11 protein-coding genes are annotated in these 16715 nt (G+C 56.1%); 6 read left to right on the top strand and 5 right to left on the bottom strand.

The genetic code is table 11. The features are described 5' to 3' along the window. Window positions 1-44: 44 nt before the first annotated feature. Complete coding sequence (locus VFX97_04985) at window positions 45-1523, bottom strand: cation:proton antiporter (protein ID HEX5702552.1); 1479 nt, start codon at window positions 1521-1523, stop codon at window positions 45-47. 264 nt (window positions 1524-1787) lie between these two features. On the opposite strand from VFX97_04985, the gene VFX97_04990 reads away from it, so the two are divergent. From VFX97_04990 to VFX97_05005, 4 genes are all read left to right on the top strand, one after another. After that, entirely contained in the window at window positions 1788-3101 is a 1314-nt protein-coding gene (locus tag VFX97_04990) for a coproporphyrinogen-III oxidase family protein (GenBank protein HEX5702553.1), read from the top strand. Between the two features lie 6 nt (window positions 3102-3107). After that, entirely contained in the window at window positions 3108-4475 is a 1368-nt protein-coding gene (locus VFX97_04995; protein HEX5702554.1) for an NAD(P)/FAD-dependent oxidoreductase, read from the top strand. A gap of 188 nt (window positions 4476-4663) precedes the next feature. Further along, window positions 4664-5068, top strand: a complete 405-nt coding sequence (locus tag VFX97_05000) for a hypothetical protein (GenBank protein ID HEX5702555.1) — start codon at window positions 4664-4666, stop codon at window positions 5066-5068. Window positions 5069-5078: 10 nt separating this feature from the next. Continuing rightward, the gene (locus tag VFX97_05005) at window positions 5079-7172 is read left to right on the top strand and encodes a M20/M25/M40 family metallo-hydrolase (protein ID HEX5702556.1); all 2094 of its coding nucleotides are present in this window, start codon (window positions 5079-5081) and stop codon (window positions 7170-7172) included. Window position 7173: 1 nt separating this feature from the next. On the opposite strand, the gene VFX97_05010 is transcribed toward VFX97_05005, so the two are convergent. Together VFX97_05010 and VFX97_05015 are read right to left on the bottom strand one after the other, a co-directional pair. Further along, window positions 7174-8421 (bottom strand): PQQ-binding-like beta-propeller repeat protein, encoded by a 1248-nt coding sequence (locus tag VFX97_05010; GenBank protein ID HEX5702557.1) that lies wholly within the window; start codon window positions 8419-8421, stop codon window positions 7174-7176. A gap of 19 nt (window positions 8422-8440) precedes the next feature. Next, window positions 8441-11635, bottom strand: a complete 3195-nt coding sequence (locus tag VFX97_05015) for a carboxypeptidase regulatory-like domain-containing protein (protein ID HEX5702558.1) — start codon at window positions 11633-11635, stop codon at window positions 8441-8443. 323 nt (window positions 11636-11958) lie between these two features. Between VFX97_05015 and VFX97_05020 the strand changes: the two genes are divergently transcribed. Together VFX97_05020 and VFX97_05025 are read left to right on the top strand one after the other, a co-directional pair. Next, complete coding sequence (locus VFX97_05020) at window positions 11959-12408, top strand: hypothetical protein (protein HEX5702559.1); 450 nt, start codon at window positions 11959-11961, stop codon at window positions 12406-12408. A gap of 105 nt (window positions 12409-12513) precedes the next feature. Then, a complete protein-coding gene (locus tag VFX97_05025; protein HEX5702560.1) occupies window positions 12514-13743 on the top strand; it encodes a PQQ-binding-like beta-propeller repeat protein in 1230 nt (409 codons plus the stop codon). Between the two features lie 6 nt (window positions 13744-13749). Here VFX97_05025 and VFX97_05030 read toward each other — a convergent pair whose 3' ends face one another. Together VFX97_05030 and VFX97_05035 are read right to left on the bottom strand one after the other, a co-directional pair. Beyond that, entirely contained in the window at window positions 13750-15405 is a 1656-nt protein-coding gene (locus VFX97_05030) for a hypothetical protein (protein HEX5702561.1), read from the bottom strand. A gap of 28 nt (window positions 15406-15433) precedes the next feature. Then, window positions 15434-16690 carry a PQQ-binding-like beta-propeller repeat protein gene (locus VFX97_05035; GenBank protein HEX5702562.1) on the bottom strand — a complete coding sequence of 419 codons (1257 nt, stop codon included), beginning with the start codon at window positions 16688-16690 and terminating at the stop codon, window positions 15434-15436. Between the last annotated feature and the right edge of the window lie 25 nt (window positions 16691-16715).

A 16715-nucleotide genomic window follows, 5' to 3' on the forward strand; every position in this document is an offset into this window, starting at 1 on the left:
GCCCGCCTTTTGTTTTTGGTAGGGCGGCGGGCGGTAGCCCGCCTCTAAACCTTCCGGTACTCACTGCCGCTTCTCGCCAGCGACAGCAATGGCCCGGTCATGAACGTCGTAACCAGCGCCATCAAAACCAACATGGCGAAGGCTCGCGCCGACAGGATTCCCAGGTCATACCCGATATTCAGAACGACCAATTCAACTAGCCCGCGTGTGTTCATCAACGCGCCCAACGCGAACGCGTCACGCCAGCTCATTCCCGTCCATCGGGCCATCAACATACTCGCGCCGAGCTTGCCGGTGATGGCGACCACGATGATCAGTCCGCACATCGCCCAGCTTTGCCAATCATTCAGCAGGCCGATTTGCAGTCGCAGACCGGTGAACGCAAAGAACAACGGTAAAAGCGCCGCGGCGCTGAAGCTCCCGACTCTTTCCTTGAGCAAGTCGCGGATTCCCGCCGTTGAAGGCATGACGACGCCCGCCAGAAATGCTCCAAAGAGAGCGTGAATACCGATGGCTTCAGTCAAAAGAGCGCAGACAAGGACAAAGGCGAGTGTGCCGGCGACCAGGGCGGGATGTTGTTGCGCCGTATGCGTTCGTGCTGACAAGAGGCGCGCCAGCATAGGCCTGATTAGGAGCCACATCACGCAGACAAACACCGCGGTGAGCGCGACTGTCAGTAGCGATGCGGCCACGCCGGTTGACTGGGCAATTGCAATCACCAGAGCCAGCGCACACCAGGCACTGACGTCATCAACCGCAGCGCACGTGAGCGCAATCGCGCCGAGTGGCGTTTGCGAAAGCTTTCGGTCTTCAAGAATTCGCGCCAGCACCGGAAAGGCGGTGATGCTCATCGCGATCCCCAGGAACAAAGAGAACGCGGTGAATGAAATCTGACTCGGCGCCAGTGATCCATAGACGAGCAGCGAAAGCGCCGTCCCCAGGAAGAAGGGAAAGATGATGCTCGCGTGACTGACCATGATCGCGGTGTGGGCCTTCTGCCGCAGATGCGCGAGGTCCAACTCCATGCCAACTACGAACATGAAGAGCGCGACCCCGACTTGGCTCAGCAGCCTCAGCGGCTCCAACGAGTTTGTGGGAAATAGAAAACTCATCGCCGGCGGCCAGATGAGTCCCAGCACGGAAGGCCCGAGGACAATGCCGGCAATAATTTCGCCCATCACCCGCGGCTGACCGATGCGTCGAAAGAGTGCGCCAAAGATGCGCGCAGCGATGATGATGACGACCAGTTGGAGCAGCAGGATGCTCAAAGAGCTTCTGAGGTTCTCCCGAATTCTTTCGATGTAGGTTTGCACAATGCCGGCTGACGGTGACGAATCCGGCGTTGCAGCTGGAGTGGGTGAGTCTGTGGGCGAAACGTGGTTGACTGGCGATGAGGACCCGGTAGCCTGCGGGTGTTGCCGTGTACCGTACGCGAGGATCAGCCATATTCCGGCGCCAAAGATCAAAAGCATCGCCAGATAAGTCAGATAATGGCGCGTGTTGACTGAAGTTGATGCTGACAATCAGGGGTCCTCGTACGTGAAACCAGAGTTTAGGCGAGGCCATGGGCCGTCGCAACCCGCTTCTAAAAATGGTGCTCAAATTGCTTACCACCAATTCAAATGTTAATTTTTGTAAAGAGTTGATTTGTTGGTGAAACTCAATCGTCCGCCGCGCCGTCTTATCATTGAGCAATCCCTCTGGAAAAATCCCCGAACCCAGTGATGAATGATAGGTGATGGGGGATGAGTACGGGGAAAAAGAGCGCGGACGCAAGAAAGAGCTAAATGACCATAGATAACCCACAAACGGGAACGGAAGTCGGCAACTATTTCGTTTCGAATTATCCGCCGTTCTCGCAGTGGAAACCTGAGTTCGTTAGCGACGCGCTCGCGGCCCTCGACCAACCTGCGCGGGTGGATGATCCGCTCGGCCTCTATATCCACATTCCTTTCTGTCGTAAGCGCTGCAAGTTTTGCTACTTCAAAGTCTATACGGACAAGAACGCCTCCGAGATCGAGGTCTACCTGGACGCGCTGATAAAGGAAAACGAACTGTATAGCCGAACGCGCGCGTTTCAGGGGCGGCAACTGAGATTTGCTTACTTCGGTGGTGGCACGCCCTCTTACATCAGCGAGAAGCAGCTTCATTACCTGGTCGATGGACTCAATCGCCATGTCAGTTGGCAAAATGCCGAAGAAGTCACTTTCGAATGCGAACCCGGCACGTTGCAGAAATCAAAACTCCAAACGCTGAAGGACATCGGCGTCACTCGGCTTAGTCTCGGGATCGAACACTTCGACGATCAGATTTTGGAAGCGAACGGCCGCGCGCATCTTTCGCCTGAGATTTATCGCGCTTACGGCTGGGCCCGCGAAGTTGGTTTTCCGCAAATCAATATCGATCTGATCGCGGGGATGATGGGCGAGACGGAAGAGAAATGGCGCGATACAGTCCAGCGAGCATTAGAACTCGAGGCCGACTCAGTGACCATCTACCAGATGGAGTTGCCTTACAACACCGTCATTTCGCAGGAGATGCTCAAACAGGGAATTACGTCACCCATAGCGGGCTGGGAGACGAAACGCCGCTGGCTGAATTACGCGTTCGAGCAGTTTGAGAAACGAGGTTACGAAGTCGCCAGCGCCACTGTATTAACTTCAACCAGGAAGCCATCCCGCTTCATTTACACGGATGCGCTGTGGCACGGCGGTGACATGATCGGACTCGGCGTCGCATCGTTTTCGCATTTCGGCGGCGTCAATTTTCAGAACGTGCACAGCTTCGAGGAATATGTGCGCATCCTGAAGACCGATAATTTGCCGCTGTTGCGCGCGGTGGCTTTGACCAACAAGCAGCGCATGATTCGCGAAATGATCCTCCAACTAAAAACCGGCTCACTCGACACCGGATATTTTCTGAATAAGTTCGGCGTGGACGTGTGGCGCGAATTTCAGCATGTTTATCAGCGGCTGGATGGCGACGAGTTACTCGATCGCCAGAACGGCACAATCAAGCTCACGCGGCGCGGCTTACTGGAAGTAGATGAAATTCTTTGGGAGTTTTTTGAACCTGAATTAAAGACTGTTCGTTACGCTTAAAACCAGATGACAGCTAATACTAATTATGACGTTATTGTAATCGGCGGCGGTCCCGCCGGCAGCGCGGTCGCCAGCATTCTCGCGCGAGAAGGCTGCAAGGTTGTGCTCTTTGAAAAGGAAAAGTTTCCTCGCCATCACATCGGCGAGTCTTTGATGACTGACACCTACTGGACCTTTCAGCGCATGGGTTTTTTGGAAAAGCTTAAGTCGAGTGCGTTCACGCAAAAGTACAGTGTCCAGTTTGCCAACCAGGCCGGAAAGGAATCGCACCCCTTTTATTTCTTCGAAGCGGTGCACAATGAGAGCGCAGTCACCTGGCAAGTCACGCGCGCCGTCTTCGACAAGATGCTGATGGAACACGCGGCCGAGCAGGGCGCCCACGTTCATCAGGGCGTCGCCGTCAAACAGGTGCTCTTCGAACTCGACAAGGCCACTGGGGTTGAGGTCGAGATGCAGGACGGAGTGCGCCAATCGTTCTTCGCCAAAGTCATAGTCGATGCAACGGGCCAAAGCGCGATGCTTTCGAACAAGTTTCGCTGGCGTGTGCGCGACCCGAAGCTTAAGAAGGCTGTCCTTTACTCCTATTACAAAGGCGCTCATCGGGAAAAGGACCTCAATGGCGGCGCCACTTTGGTATTGCGCACTCCGAAAGGAAGCGGCGGCTGGTTCTGGTACATTCCGCTTGAGGACGGCATCACCAGCGTCGGCATCGTGGCCAACCCGGATTATTTGCTCAAAGGACGGGGTCAGGACCTGGCGAAGATTTTTGACGAGGAAGTGCAAAAGACTGAAGCCTGCCGGTGGCGTGTGGCTGAGGGCGAGCGCGTCGATAAAATCTATTCCATTCTTGACTACTCATATCGCTCGAAGAAGAACGCAGGCAATGGATTCATCATCATCGGCGACGCGTACGGCTTTCTCGATCCGATCTATTCTTCCGGCGTTCTGCTGGCGCTTAAGATGGCCGAGCTGGCCGCCGACGCGATCCATGATGCATTCCGTCACGATGACTTTTCAGCCGAGCGTCTGGGACAGTTTCAGTCAAAGCTGGATCGCGGCATCGAATCGATGCGTAAGCTGGTTTACGCGTTCTATAACGAGGGTTTCAGCTTCGCGCAGTTCCTGCGAAAATATCCTGAACATCGGGTGAGCATTATCAACCTTTTGATCGGCGACGTTTTCAAGGAGGGCGTTGATGAGGTCTATGGCCCGATGTCCGATTTTGCCGAGATTCCGCCCCCGCTGTACGAGCAAGTGGATGGAGCGCCCATCAAGGCCGATCCGGAAGAAACGCTTTCGGCGCAATATCGTTATTTCGAAGACGGCAAAGCGGAGGCCCATCCGGAAAAGTGGCATGGCGCCTTGCGCTCGTGACTTCTTGCTCCGTGAGGAGCGCGATGTTTATAGTTTCTCGCGATTGAATAAACCGAAGCTCCGTAGGAGCGAGATGTATCCTCCGGGGCCACTCACATTTCGCTCCTACGGAGCTCATTTTATTTTGATTTCTCTGGGATCTATAAACATTAGTCCCTACGGGACTTGATTCAAACAAATCCAACCACATGGATACTCGACGTCTATTAGCGTGGCTTCTACGACTCGCCGGAACGTTTGAGATCCTCGCCTTCATTTCCGTCATCATGCCGCGCTCATGGATGGAAGCGTCGCATGCCTGGTTGGGGATGGGCGAGATGGCGAGCAGTCCGCTCCTCATGTTCATGATCCGTCAGGCTTCCTACACTTACGGCATGCACGGCATATCGTTGTGGGTGATCGCTTCTGATGTGGTTCGCTTTCGCGCGCTCGTGCTTCTCAACGGCGTGGCCTATCTGTTGGCCGGGCCGATTTTCTTTTGGATTGACTACACCACCGGAATGCCCTGGTGGTGGACGGTGGCCGATTCGCTCGGCTGTGGATCTATGGGCGCGGCGATCCTTTTGTTGAGCGGGAGGCGGATTAAAGACTAGAAAACTGACTATGAAACGTTCCTGGCCGTTTACTAATCACCTTCCAGTCGTTCTTCTTGTCATACTTTCAAGCTTAGCAACTTCCACTTCAGCCCAGTCCCAGACCTCGGACAATCAAACAAACGCGCTTGCAACCTGGATCACGCTGGACGCGCCGCCGGGTTGGGAACATCTCGCTACAGACATTCTGTTGAAAGCCTTGCCCGGCTGGCAGCGAGACGCTACGGGAAATCTGATCAGGCGAAAAGGATCGGGCAGTCCGCGCCGGGTAATAGTTTGCGCTTTAGATCGTCCTGGTTTCGCCCTCACTGAAATAACAGAGACCGGATACCTGCGCCTTCGCGAAGTAGGCAGCCTGCGACTTCACCCTTTGTGGACGCAGTTTCATGAAGGCCAGCGCGTCAAGGTGTTAACCCGCAGCGGCGCCGTGCCCGGTGTTGTGATCGTCAGGAGCACGCATTTGCAACGAGGGCGCCAGGCTAATGCCGCGGTCACCACGCTGGATGATATTTGGGTAGATGTTGGCGCCTCCTCAAGAGCCGAAGTGCAGCGATTGGGAATTCAAATGCTCGATCCCGTCGTTCGCGACATGCCCGCGTGGAATTATGGTGATTACGTCGCCGGACCTGGGGCCGCCTTGCGCGTCGGCTGCGCGGCCGTGGCTCATGCCGCAAACGAAGAGGTCACCCAGGGAGAAACGATTTTCGTCTTATCGACCTTACGCAGTTTTGGGAACGACGGTTTGGAAGCGGCGCTGAGGAAGCTGGGAAAGATTGATGAGCTTACCGTAATCGAACGAACAGCAGACATCGGCAGCAGCGAGGCGACGCGTGTCCTCAAGCGACAAATCGATAAGCCTTCATATGTGCCTGACATCTCCGGCATTAAGACCGTGCACATGGTTTGGCCCAGGACTAGATATTCCGGCTCGTTGGTAGAAAGCGTGAGTAACGCTGATGCCGACGCGATGCGGCGCGAGATTGAAGCCGCCGCCGGCATCAGGCCCGCGTCGACAACGCGATGGATTTCGTTGCCGGAGAGATCACGCGCGATTCCGCCGGCAGACCTTTACAGAGAATCCGCAAGTCTCTTGAAGACACTTGCCGATGTTCCGGGCGTATCGGGCCACGAAAGCGAGGTTCGCGCGACGATCATATCCGCGTTGCCGGCGTGGGCGCGACAGCGGGCGGTCACGGATACGGAAGGAAATCTGATCGTCGAGTTCGGGCCGGAGAAAGACCCGGTCATGTTTGTGGCTCACCTGGATGAAGTAGGTTTTGAGATTAGTGCCATCGCGGACGATGGCACTGTGTCACTGCGTACCCGCGGAGGCCTGTACCCATCCTTGTGGGAAGGGCAGCCGGCGCTATTGCACTTTGATCGTTCAACCGGAGAGCAGGGCCCTCATCGCACTTTAAAAGGAGTATTCGTTTCGCGGGACACCGCGACCACAAAACAACCCGAGAGCGTCACGGCCTGGTTCGGGATGGACGCTGCCGAGTTGAAGCGTTTGGGAGTGAAGGTCGGGCTGTCGGTAACGGCTTACAAGAGTGCGACACGTCTCGCTGGTACTCGGTTTACCGCGCGGGCCCTGGATGACCGAGCTGGTTCGACGGCGCTGGTTTTGGCTGCGAAAGCAATCAACCCCGCTACGCTCAACCACAGGGTGATCTTCGCCTGGTCTGTGCGCGAAGAAACCGGATTAGAGGGTGCGATGGCGATGGCGAAGCGTTACGGCGCGACGCTCAAACGCGTATTTAGCGTGGACACGTTTGTCTCGTCCGACTCACCACTGGAATCGACGCGCTTTGCCTACGCTCCGTTAGGGAAGGGCGCGGTAATCCGCGGCCTCGATAGTTCGAGTGTCGCGACGCCCTCAGAGCTTGATCGAATAATGAAAATTGCCTCGCGGCAAAGAATTCCATTGCAGGTCGGAGCCACAAACGGCGGCGCCGACGGATCTGATTTCGTGCGTTACGGCGTGAATCACGCCGGCCTGTCGTGGCCGGGGCGTTATAGTCACTCGCCGGTTGAGGTGTTGGATTTGAGAGACCTCGAAGCGCTCACATCGTTGATTAAAGCGTTAGCCACCGCGCCGCAGTAAATCATGGCGCCACAGCCCACGACGTTAACGAATTCTCATCCTTAATCAGAATACGCCGGCCCAAAACAAGCGGATGGGCCCAGGTCGGACTCGCCGCGACGGTGTACTCGGCGAGTGGTGAATAAGTCTTGCCGTCAGCCGCTTGCACAATCAGCTTCGCGTCGTTAGTGAGGAGAAGAATTACCTTGTCGCTCAGGTTTAGGATCGCGGCGTTCTCTCCCATGCGTCCGGGACTTTGCCACACCGTCTTTCCCGTTTCTGCATCCACGGCAAAGAACTGTCCTTTCTGCCGCGCGGTCATGCCGTATAGCGTGTTGCCCTGTAACACCGGCGAGTTCATATAGAGTTCCGCTGCTTTGTTGACCCAGACCTCCTGCGGAACGATCTCAGCGGCTGGTTTGGTCAAGCGAATCGCCGCCAAGCCCTGCTCCTCGCGCGAAAAGATGAGCATGTCTTTGTAAGTCACCACCGTGTTGATGTTCTCGTCATATCGAGTTTTGGAAGGCAATTTCCACAGTAGCTTGCCGGTCGCGAAATCAACTCCCACCAAATCTTTCTGCATGAACGTGACAATCTGCCGCGCGCCCGCCAGGTTGACGATAATTGGCGAGGCGTAAGCCGGCCCGTCCATCGCGTTCGACCATTTCGTGGCGCCGGTCTGCGCGTCGAATGCAGTCAGCGCGCCCTTGTCGTGTCCGCCCACGTGCGCGATTACTAAGCCGCTATCAACCAGCGGCGACATCGAGGTGCCGAACAGTGGGGAAGTCTTCGGATAGTCTTTCGAGAATTCACGCTGCCACTTTAGCTTGCCGGTGTTCGCGTCATAGGCTGAGAGCACGCCGGAAATGCCGAAGGTGTAAACGATGCCGTTGCTAACAATCGGTGTCGCCTTTGGCCCCTTGCCGTGACCCTTCGCGGCTTCGTGCATTTCGTAACTGATGGGCTGTGGGACTGACTTCCAAATCTCTTTTCCGGTCACAGCGTTGAGGCAAAGCAGCACCTCGGCTTCGCCCTGGCGCGCGAACACGTAAATCTTCCCGTTCGCTTCAACAGGCGAGGCATGACCGACGCCGACCATGATCTTCCACTCTTCTTTCAGGGTCTTCGGCCAGGTTGCCGGATTCGCCACGCCCTTAACCAGGCCATCGCGATTGGGTCCGCGCCACTGCGGCCAGTCGGCCGGCGCGACGCGTGAAGCAGTGATTGAAATCGCAATCACGACCAGACATTTGAGGAGAGGAGATCGCATGTGCTTGTTACCTCGAATTTTAGAAAAGCAACTTCACGCCGAATTGCAGATGACGTGGATCGCGCGCCGAAGTAATCCGGCCAAACGTTGGCGAGCCCAAAAAGTTGTCCGGCAGATTCAGATTCGGATGATTGAAAAGGTTGAACGCCTCGGCGCGAAACTGAAGATTAAGTCTTTCAGTCAGCAACGTGTTCTTTACGAGAGACGCATTCACGTTCTGATAGCCAGGCCCCCTCAGAATATTTCTGCCGGCATTGCCAAATGTGCCGGGAGCCGGGAAGGCGAAAGCGGCCGTATTGAACCAGCGATCGGCGGACGGTGACGATAGATTCGGATCACCCGAAACATTCGGCCGATCATTTGCGCCAAAACCAAGCACAGATCGTCCGGTGCCGCTGTTGTCGATCTCGGGAAGCAGTGCGACTGTGAACGGCCGTCCTGACTGCAACGTCACAATTCCCAAAGTCTGCCAGCCGCTCAGCAGCTTCGATACCCAGCCGTCGTCCGTTAAATAGCGCTTGCCCTTTCCAAACGGCAGGTCATAGCTATAACTCAATACGAATCGATGGCGCGTGTCGAAGTTCGATGGCCCGCGCTCGGGCCGCAGATTGTAGCTGTCCTGGGGAAAGTTTGGATCGCCGGCGCTGCTGAAAAAATTGGACGCATCGTCCTCAGATTTCGACCAGGTGTATGAGCCAAGCAGCGCCAAACCAAAATCCAACCGTTGTTGGAAGCGTGCCTGCAGGCTGTCGTAACGCGAATTCGCGCGCGATTCGATCTGGGTGATGTCATCAAAAAAAGGATTTGGCCGCGGCACGAACGGCAGGCCCGGCGGCAGGGCGCTTGGCTGCGGTTGATTAATGTCGCGCGCCGACAGCAGCTTGGTGCCCTTTGAACCGACGTAACTAACTTCGAGCACGCGGCTGCGACCGATTTGCTGCTGCACGCTGCCGCTCCAATGTTGCATGTACGCGGTGCGCAGATCGCGCTGAATCGCGAGCGCTGAATCAGGAAGGGCGAACGGGAAAAAAGCCGGGAAAGGGTTGTTGACCGTCAGCGGCAATCCCGGTATTTGAAAGAACAGATTGAAGTCAAAGTAAGGCGCATTGAAGTAAAGCGCTTCGCCCGGCGCCAGCGCTGACTGATCGTAGTAGACGCCATAGCCGCCGCGGACCACCGTGTTGCCTTCGTCGCCAATGGTCCAGGCAAAACCTACGCGCGGCGCAAAATTGTTTTTGTCGGAGTGAAAGCCGCTTCGCGGAACACCGGCGGTGCCGACCGGTACCAACCCGCCTGTGGCCGGATCGAAAATAGTCGCGCGGTCAAAGGCATCAACCGGAGGCGTGTTGTATTCGTAACGCAGACCACCGATCAGCGTCAGGTTGCGCGTCACGCGCACGCTGTCGTTCACAAAGAGGTTGTAGCTGTTACTGCGCAGGTGCTGAGCATTGTCGACCCGCGCGCCGCCCGTCACGAGCGGAAGACCAAGCAGCAGATCACCAAGCGCATTGAAGGTGATCTGTCCGAATGGTGAAAACTGAAGCAGACCGCGAGATTGCACATCGCGAAAAGCATTCTGCTGGACCAACCGAATATCGCCCCCGAACTTCCAGAGGTGGCTGCCACGGGCGTAGGTCGCCGAGTCGAGAATCTGAAACGTGTTCGTCACGCTGTTCTGCGGGTTATTGCCTTCGTGTCCCAGCGGCGAGAATCCGGTAATCGTAATGAAACTTAATCCGAAGTCGCGTGGATTCGACGACAACTCAGGCATGCCGACAGCTTGATTGACGCTGGTGCCTTGATTCTCCTGACGGACGGCTGAAGCGACGCGATTGAAGGCAAAGCGAAGATCATTGACCAGCGCCGGGGAAAAAACATGCGTCTCGCTAATCATCGCGTTCTGGCTGCGGCGGGTAACGTCGTTGCCATAGCCGGGCACCAGCGAAAGACCTGGGCCCGCAAACGGTTCGAACAGATCTCGATCTCCAAAGCTGTAACGAAAAGCCCAGCTCGACCGAGAATTTAAAAGATGATCGATCCGCACGTCGAAGTGATCGTTGCGGTCTTGCTGAATCGGTGACGATACGAAGTTGGCGAACGGATCCGGCCGATTTGGCAATGGATAAAGCGCCGCGATATTCCGGCCGATGGGATTGATGGCTGCGCCGGGAATGCTGCCGCCGGGGAAGGGCACGCCGGTGCCCGGAATGATCGGAACACCGAACAGGCTCTGCGAGAAGTCACCGGTTCTTTCGGCCAGTGTCGGGACATTTGTCACCCGCGTGATCCCTTCACGCGAACGCGTTCCTTCGTAGTCGGCAAAGAAAAACGTCTTGTCTTTCCGAATTGGCCCGCCGATCGAAAAGCCAAACTGGTTGCGGATGTACTTCGGAGACGGCTCGTTCGCGGGCACAAAGAGATTCCGCGCGTCCAACGCGCCATTGCGATGAAACTCAAAGATGCTGCCGTGAAGATCGTTCGAGCCGGACTTCAGAACGACGTTGACTTGCGCGCCGGCGCTGCGTCCGAACGATGCGTCGTAAGTGCTCGTCAGGTTTTCAAACTCGCGGATCGCATCCACAGGGGGACGCACTCCAAACGTATTCAGTTTCGGATCGACGTTGTAAACCCCGTCGAGCAGAAAGTTATTGCTGTCTTCACGCGCACCGTTGACGCTGAATGCGAAATCACCGCGGACAGAACCGGCCGAACCTTGCGCCGGCGGTACCGCGCCCGGGACCAGGAGCGCCAACTCGAAAAAGTTGCGGCCGTCGAGAGGCAGGCCCTGGATCTGGCGATTCTCAATAACTGTGCCTTGTGACGCGGTCTCCCTCTTAACGTCGTCCCGCGCCGAGACAAGCACATAAGGGTCGCTCATGCCCTGTGGTTGAAGCTCCGCATCAACCCGAAGTTCCTGATTCACCAGGAGCGTAATCTCAGGGGAAAAGGTCGCGAAATTTGTCGCCGAAACAGTCAGACGATAGCGCCCGGGCCGGAGTGAGGAAAAAGCATAACCACCCTCGTCACCACTTGTCGTGGTTCTAGTCTCGCTGGTTTCCTGACCGGTAAGGGTAATGGTAGCGCCTACCACAACCGCTCGGTTGGGGTCGTACACGGTCCCACGGACCGAGCCCCGATGTGTCTGGCCCAGAGCAGCCCCTGCTCCGAACAGGATCAACGTGGCGATGAAAGCGATTGAAAGAATTGACTTCAAACCGGATTTCCTCCTCGAACTCTTAACGTCTATTAGTGACCTGTGTTTCCAGAGCGACGGTCGGGTGCGCTCATTATCACTAAAACTGTTGGAAATGTCGCTGCAGAAGATCGGAATCAGACCCTTAAACAACGGTCGCCGAAAGAATTTACAAGTCTTAACAACTGCGATCTTTGAGTTGTTCGCTTTGATGATAACCTCAACGCAAAGGATCGATAGGGCCGAGCATCTTTCTAGGGATTAGTTATCCACATTGCTAGAATACGCGGCGCTGCTTACTAAGAGCTTCGTTTTACGAATAACTCAGTCGGAGGGTTGCACTAATGCTTTGGATCCTTTTCGCTTTAGGCGCCGCGTTGGCTTGGGGGCTTTACGGACCAGTGTTGCACAAGGGCCAGGTGGCGCTCGGCAATCCGATGCGCGCGTTGCTCTGTGTCGGCGTTGCTTATTTCCTGATTGGTGTGCTGGTACCGGTGGCCAATCTCTCGTATCAGGGCCAGTTACAGGGATTTACAATGAAGAGCTCGCTGGCGGCAACGGCCGGCGGCGTGCTGGGCGCTCTCGGAGCGATCTGCATTATCTTTGCTTTTCGGTACGGCGGCGTTCCGAATTACGTGATGCCGCTGGTCTTCGCGGGCGCACCTTTGGTGAACGTCTTGTTCTCAATCTGGTTGCATCCGCCTAAGACCGCTCCGAATCCAATGCTTTATCTTGGGTTCCTGATGGCGGCCGCAGGAGCGGGCATGGTTCTGTATTTCAAACCGCAGTCCTGATTTAGAGTGAATAAGGCGCGGTAGGTTATAACCATATCGCTTCTAACGAGGCGAAGATTCCCGATGCTGATCTCCCCTTGTCATTACTTGCTGAGGAGGCAATAGATGAAATACTCAGGCTCAAAGTTCGGATCCATTCTGATCGTTCTAACATTTGTAGCAACCGCATTCGGCCAGACCAACGGTGAATGGCCACAGTGGCGTGGCGCGAGCCGCGACGGTATTTCGAAAGAGACCGGGCTTCTGAAGCAATGGCCGGAAGCCGGTCCGCCTTTGGTTTGGAAAGCGAGCGGCGCGGGCAGCGGTTACTCTTCGTTCTCAATTTCCAAAGGCCGCTTGTACACCATGGGATCGCGGGGCGACCGCGAATTTGTGATCGCGTTCGACGTGGCGACCGGAAAGGAAGTGTGGGCGACGCCGCATGGCAAGACCTTTGACAATGATCGCGGCGGCGGGCCACGCGGGACCCCGACGATCGACGGCGACCGAATTTACGCTCTCGGCGGGAGTGGCGATCTTTCGGCGCTCGACGCGCGTACCGGAAAAATTGCCTGGACACAAAATGTGCTGTCCAAGTTTGGCGGCTCGAACATCCGCTGGGGTATCAGCGAATCACCGTTGGTGATTGGCGACAAAGTTCTGGTCAATGCCGGTGGACCAGGGGCTTCGATCGTGGCGCTGAAGAAGGCTGACGGGACGCTGATTTGGAAGAGTCAAAGTGACGAGGCCGGCTACTCTTCTGCTCTCCCGGTCCAGGTTGGTGGCACGACCCAAGTAATCTTCTTTACTGGAAGTCGAGTGGTGGCCCTGGATGTTCGCGATGGCAAGCTCTTATGGGAGTATGCCGCTCCGTCGAACGACGTAGCCAATATTGCCACGCCCGTGGCTCGCGGCAATCGTGTCTGGATTTCCTCAGACTACGGCACCGGTGGCGGATTGGTCGAGATCAAAGCAGATGGCAAAGGGCAGGAAGTCTACTTCACCAAAGAGATGCGAAACCACCACGCCACTTCCATTCTAATTGGCGATCACCTTTACGGCTTTTCCGGTGGAATTCTTACGGCGATGAAATTCGACACCGGCGAAGTCGCGTGGCGCGATCGCAGTGTCGGCAAGGGTTCGCTTACTTATGCCGATGGCTTCCTCTACGCGTTTAGCGAGAACGGTGTGGTGGGACTGATTGCGGCAAATCCTGAGGCGTATCAGGAAAAAGGCAGGTTCAGAATTCAGCAGGGCTCGCTGCCCACTTGGGCGCATCCAGTGGTTGCGGGGGGACGGCTCTACATCCGGGATCAGGACACCATTTACGCGTACGACGTGAGCGCGAAGAGATAGCAGAGCTCAGAAGCGGGCTTGCTTCAGAAAGTTCTGCGCTTCAAGTAATTCAGGTATTTCCTTGTCGGCATTACGCCACTGTTCCGACAGACGCGCGAAAGCCGAGATAGCTCCGCGTTGATCTCCCATTTTCGCTGCCGCGCGCGCGCTGCCCAGCAGGGACCGCGCGCGATTCGGCTGTCTAAGCAGAGCAATCTTAAATTGTTCTGCGGCTTCATTTGGTTTGCCGGCGCGGAGCAGAATCTCACCCAACAACTCATGCGAAGGCTTGACGAGGCTCGGCGGTCCCGAGGGCGGACCCATTTTCTCTTCTCTGCGCACCGCCTCGCGCCCGAGTGCAATTGCGTTGTCGTGATTTCCGCTCTGGGATGCGAAGGCGGCCGCGACCTGTAGTTCGCCAATCACATTTGCGGCATTGCCGGGCAAGTCAACATTCACGTCGGGAATTGTGGGCGCGGTTTTCATCGAGCCTTTGAGCGCCGCTGCCAGGTTCCGAGTGAAGGTCGGCAACCGTTGTCCAATGTTTGAGTAGCGCACCGTCATTGGGCCATCGCTCGGCGCCGAGGATCCGTGAGCGCCGTGCACGCTCGCGGCCGGAGCCGGCGAGCTGGGTGACGTAGCGGGAAAAATTGTAGCTGCGAGATCCCATCGTTCCGTTTCGATTACAAATGCCGCCGCCATATTGGCGTAGTTGTTCTCGTAGTAACCCGGACGAAGCTTGTTGTCATAGGTAGACTCGGACATCGTCTTTTTCATCAGCGTGAGCAATTCTTCGGCCTGACGGTACTGGCCCTGTTGCAGTTGGGCGTACATTAACCAGTGCAGGCTGTGATAATCGCGCACGTTTGGCGAAAGCTTCTTGCGCCGCATCCAGGTGTCCGATGCCTCCCACGCTGATTGGTTCGACGCCGCTGCCTCAGGCCACATCCCCAGTTGCAGAAAAATGTGTGACGGCATATGCCGGGCATGATGAGCTTCCGGTGCGATTCCGGCGTAGCGACGGGCTGCGGGCAGCGCCAGAATCGCATGCTCCGGATCATCGAAAGCGTGGATGATGTAATGCGCTGCGCCCGGATGGTTTGGGTTCTTTTGATAAACCTCAAGGGCAATCGCTCCCGCGCGGGCCTGCAAGCGAAAACTCCTGTCTTCCGAACGCACCAGGCCAAGAAGGGAAAGTGAATAAAACGCCGCCGCGTCCAGATCGTCTGGATAGTCGCGATAGATCTTTTCCATCGCCGAAGAATAAGCCGCGTCGCGGGTTCGCTTGTCGCCCTCGCCGTAAATCATCTTCACCGCGCTCAAGTAAGCGCGTTCTCGCGCAGTTAGTTTGGCCGTGTTTTTGATCTTCGCGATGACCTGGCGTCCCGCCGGCGTATCCTGCTCGGTCCAAAGCGGATGATTGTGAGCCATCGCTTCACCCCAATAACCCATCATGAAATCCGGTTCGAGTTTGGTTGATTCGCGAAAGGCTTCAATCGCTTCTTCGTACCAGAAGGAGTGGAGTGCCGCGAGGCCGCGCAGGAAATGTTCCTGGGCCTGCGACGAGCCAGAAGTGGGGAATTCGACCTTCCCAAGTTGCGAAGTCTGTGCGTTGCCTAACGCGGCAAACACAAAGAACAGAGTTGGGATCAATAGTCGCAAGCGCCAGGATGCAGGCTTCATGTTATTCAAGCTCATTTATCGCGCGGCCCTACTTCTTCCCAATTGCGTAGAGATTCGTCGCGGTGCGGATGAAAATCTGCCCGTCGGAAATCGCCGGCGAACTCAGACAATAATCATTCAAAGGATTCTCAGCCAGAATTTCGAATTTTGGTCCGGCCTTGACGACTGTCGTCAGTCCTTCTTCATTCGTCACGTAGATCTTGTCGTCGGCCAGCACGGGCGAGCCGCTGTACGTGCCCGGCTTAAGGCGTTGCTGACCGTAAATCTCCGCACCGGTCTTTGCGTCGAGACACCACATGATGCCGCGGTCATTCACGATGTAGAAATATTTTCCATCGGTCACCGGCGTCGGCACGTCCGGGCCATTGTTGGTTGACCACACCAGATGCGAAGTGGTGATGTCGCCGCGTCCGCCGGCCTTGAACACCAATAACGGCTTCACGCGCGTCGGCGCATAAATCAAATCGTTGAAAACTATCGGTGAGGCCACAATGCGATACATCGGAGCATTTTCAGGATTAAGGCCGTTCGCGCGCCAGAGTTCCTTGCCCGTTGCCGGATCGTGACCGGTTACAACATCTCCGCCGGTGATCACGACCTCAGTCGTCTTTCCGTAACGAAGCAAGGCCGGCGTCGTGTAGGAATCCGGCGACTCGCGGATGGCCTCCGTTGGCCGATCGACTTTCCAAAGCGTCTTGCCGCTTTTCTTGTCAATTCGCATCACGTACGAAGGGTCGTCGGTCTTCATTCCGTGCAGTACTTGCACGTAAAGCGCGTCTTCGAAAAGCAGCGGCGACGACGCATAGCCCCAGTTCAGACCGAACTCGCCGTAGTCTTTTTGAATGTCGCGGGTCCACGCCTCCTTGCCGGTGAAATCAAAACTTTTAAGGATGCCGGTTCCGGTCATGACCCAGACGTTCTTGCCATCAGTTACGGGGGAGGGCGAAGACATGTTTTGCTTGCGCATCTTCACGTTGCCGCTACCCAGCAACTTTTTCCAGAGCATCGTGCCTTTCGTGCGATCCACGCACCAGAGATACAGTTCGTCCCTTTCGGCCACGTTAAGAAAAATCCGGTCGCGCCAGATGATTGGAGTTGAGCCGCTCCATTCGGGCATGGCGAGTTTCCAGGCGACGTTTTCCTCGACCGTCCACTTGAGCGGCAGGTTCTTCTCGGTGCTGATGCCGTTGAGCAAGGGCCCGCGCCATTGCGGCCAGTTTTCGGCGCTTGCAAATGTAATCGAGAGCAGGACGATAGCGATTGCGAAAAAAAATTGGCGTTTCATTTCTTTCCTCCTCGAATAATCCGTG

It is taken from the genome of Pyrinomonadaceae bacterium, from assembly GCA_036277115.1.
GTDB lineage: Bacteria > Acidobacteriota > Blastocatellia > Pyrinomonadales > Pyrinomonadaceae > UBA11740.

Coding starts and splice junctions, on each gene's coding strand:
- VFX97_05025 (HEX5702560.1), top strand. CDS start 12,514: ATGAAATACTCAGGCTCAAAGTTCGGATCCATTCTGATCGTTCTAACA.
- VFX97_04995 (HEX5702554.1), top strand. CDS start 3,108: ATGACAGCTAATACTAATTATGACGTTATTGTAATCGGCGGCGGTCCC.
- VFX97_05030 (HEX5702561.1), bottom strand. CDS start 15,405: ATGAAGCCTGCATCCTGGCGCTTGCGACTATTGATCCCAACTCTGTTC.
- VFX97_05020 (HEX5702559.1), top strand. CDS start 11,959: ATGCTTTGGATCCTTTTCGCTTTAGGCGCCGCGTTGGCTTGGGGGCTT.
- VFX97_05005 (HEX5702556.1), top strand. CDS start 5,079: ATGAAACGTTCCTGGCCGTTTACTAATCACCTTCCAGTCGTTCTTCTT.
- VFX97_04990 (HEX5702553.1), top strand. CDS start 1,788: ATGACCATAGATAACCCACAAACGGGAACGGAAGTCGGCAACTATTTC.
- VFX97_05035 (HEX5702562.1), bottom strand. CDS start 16,690: ATGAAACGCCAATTTTTTTTCGCAATCGCTATCGTCCTGCTCTCGATT.
- VFX97_05000 (HEX5702555.1), top strand. CDS start 4,664: ATGGATACTCGACGTCTATTAGCGTGGCTTCTACGACTCGCCGGAACG.
- VFX97_05010 (HEX5702557.1), bottom strand. CDS start 8,421: ATGCGATCTCCTCTCCTCAAATGTCTGGTCGTGATTGCGATTTCAATC.